The organism is Sphingobium limneticum (assembly GCF_008710155.1).
GTDB classification, from domain to species: Bacteria; Pseudomonadota; Alphaproteobacteria; order Sphingomonadales; family Sphingomonadaceae; genus Sphingobium; species Sphingobium limneticum.
This window is the reverse complement of record NZ_VYPZ01000075.1, coordinates 1-2,522: the sequence shown is the minus strand read 5'-3', so window position 1 is coordinate 2,522 and position 2,522 is coordinate 1. Positions and strand designations below refer to the sequence as shown.

Below are 2,522 nucleotides of genomic sequence, written 5' to 3'. Positions count from 1 at the left end.
TGTAGAGGGCGGTGACAAACCAGGCCAATGTAACGCCAGCGATTTGCTGAGCGTGGCGGTTTAAAAACCAGCCATTGGATAGGTTGCTCCTTTTAAGGGGGGTGGCCGGGGATGTTTGCCGTGGAGAGCTACGCCGCCGTTCGGCACTTTGTTTTTGTTGAAGGTAACAGCCAGCGCGAGGCCGCGAAGGTCTTTGGACTGAGCCGCGAGACGATATCGAAGATGTGCCGGTTTTCTCTGCCGCCCGGCTACACGCGGACCAAGCCTGTGGCGAAGCCGAAGTTGGGGCCGCTGCTGCCAGTGATTGACGCGATCCTGGCAGCGGATCGCATTGCGCCTGTGAAGCAGCGGCACAGCGCCAAACGGATCTTTGAACGTCTACGCGACGAGCATGGCTTTGGCGGTGGCTACACTGTCGTAAAGGATTATGTCCGGCTGTGCCGGGCGCGGGGACGCGAGACGTTCGTGCCGCTGGCGCACCCGCCAGGACATGCACAGGTGGATTTTGGCGAAGCGGTGGGCGTGATCGATGGTGTCCGCCGGAAGATGCACTTCTTCTGCATGGACCTGCCGCAATCGGATGCCTGCTTTGTGAAGGTCTATCCAGCGGAGACAACCGAGGCGTTTTTGGATGGGCATGTATCGGCGTTCGCCTTCTTCGGCGGTGTGCCGCTGTCGATCCTTTACGATAACACGAAGATCGCGGTTGCCAGGATCTGCGGGGATGGGAAGCGCGAGCGAACACGCGCGTTCACCGGGCTCGTCAGCCATTACCTTTTCACCGATCGCTTTGGTCGGCCTGGAAAGGGGAACGACAAGGGGAAGGTCGAAGGCTTGGTCAAGCACGCCCGATCGCACTTCATGGTGCCGATCCCACATGCGCCCAGCTTCGATGACTTCAATGATGAGCTGTTGAGTCGCTGCCGGGCCCGTCAGGAAGAGCGGGCTGGCCGACATAGCGAGACGATCGGCGCACGGCTCCTGGCCGATCTGGCGGTGATGCGGGCATTGCCAGCAGGGCAGTTCGAGCCGTGTGAGACCAGGGCCGCTCGCGTATCGTCGACCGCCCTGGTGCGCTACCGGACCAACGACTACTCGGTGCCAACCCGGTATGGCTTCCAGGATGTCATGGTGAAGGGCTTCGTCGACACGGTGGTCATCCTATGTGGCAATGAGGAGATCGCCAGACATCCGCGCTGTTATGGTGAGGCCATGTTTGTGGCGAACCCGCTGCATTATCTGGCGCTAATCGAGACCAAGCCCAATGCGCTCGATCAGGCCGCCGCGTTGCAGGACTGGGCCCTTCCGCAAGCGTTCCAGCATATGCGTCACCTCCTTGAGGCGCGTATGGGCAACAAGGGCAAGCGCGAGTTCATCCAGATCCTGCGCCTGTTGGAGGCGATACCGATGGAGATCGTCACCTTCGCGGTGAACGAGGCGATCTGTATCGGCGCAATCGGCTTCGATGCGGTCAAGCAGATCGCGCTGGCGCGCATCGAACGGCGGCCCGCCCGCCTGGACCTGGCAGCCTATCCCCATCTGCCGAAAATGGACGTGAAGACGACGCGTGCCGCCGACTATGCCGCGCTCGTGCCCCAAACATCTCAGGAGTTGGCGGCATGAACCAGGTCGCAGAGGACAAGATGCCGACCGGCACCATGGCGGGGACGCCGCAGGTCCTGCTCGCGCATCATCTCAAGCAACTCAAACTCCCCACTGTGCTGCGGGAATATGAGAAGCTGGCGCGTGAATGTGCACGCGACGGGGTCGATCATAGCCGATACCTGCTTCGCCTCATCGAACTTGAGCTGATCGATCGTGAGCGCCGCACTGTGGAGCGCCGGATCCGGGCTGCGCGGTTCCCGGCGGTGAAAAGCTTCGACACGTTCGACTTCACGGCCATTCCAGGCCTCAACAAAATGCTCGTGCTGGAGCTGGCCCGCTGCGAATACATCCTGCGGCGGGAGAATATCATCGCGCTGGGCAATAGCGGCACCGGCAAGACACATGTAGCGCTCGCGCTGGGACTGGCAGCTTGCCAGAAAGGCTTCACGGTCGCGTTCACGACCGCCGCTGCCCTGGTCAACCAGTTGATGGAGGCGAGGGACGAAAAGCGACTGCTCAAGATGCAGCGCGATCTTGCGGCGGTGAAGCTGCTGATCGTTGATGAACTGGGCTATGTTCCCCTCTCGCCCACAGGCGCTGAACTGCTGTTCGAGACCTTCTCGCAGCGCTATGAGCGGGGATCAACGATCGTCACATCCAACCTGCCGTTCGAGGACTGGACGCAGGTCCTGGGATCCGAGCGGCTCACCGGCGCGCTGCTCGATCGGCTCACGCACCACGTCAGCATCCTGGCCATGAACGGCGACAGCTACCGCCTCAAGCAGTCCGCCCGCCGCCGTGCTGCCGGGACGGAGCAAAACCAGGCCACTCCGGTCGTCGACCCGGACACTGGCGAGATCACCGCCACCTGATCAATGACGACAACGATATGAAGAGAGCCCCGATCGGGGCCCTCT

Annotated in this window: 2 protein-coding genes; both read left to right on the top strand. The window is 61.7% G+C overall.

The genetic code is table 11. From position 1 onward, the window contains the following. Positions 1-111: 111 nt before the first annotated feature. Entirely contained in the window at positions 112-1,623 is a 1,512-nt protein-coding gene (gene istA, locus F4U94_RS23955) for an IS21 family transposase (protein WP_120249346.1), read from the top strand. Continuing rightward, on the top strand, positions 1,620-2,477 hold the full coding sequence (gene istB / locus F4U94_RS23950) for an IS21-like element helper ATPase IstB (protein WP_172598755.1): 858 nt from the start codon (positions 1,620-1,622) through the stop codon (positions 2,475-2,477). Before istA ends, istB begins: the two co-directional genes overlap by 4 nt. Positions 2,478-2,522 lie beyond the last annotated feature (45 nt).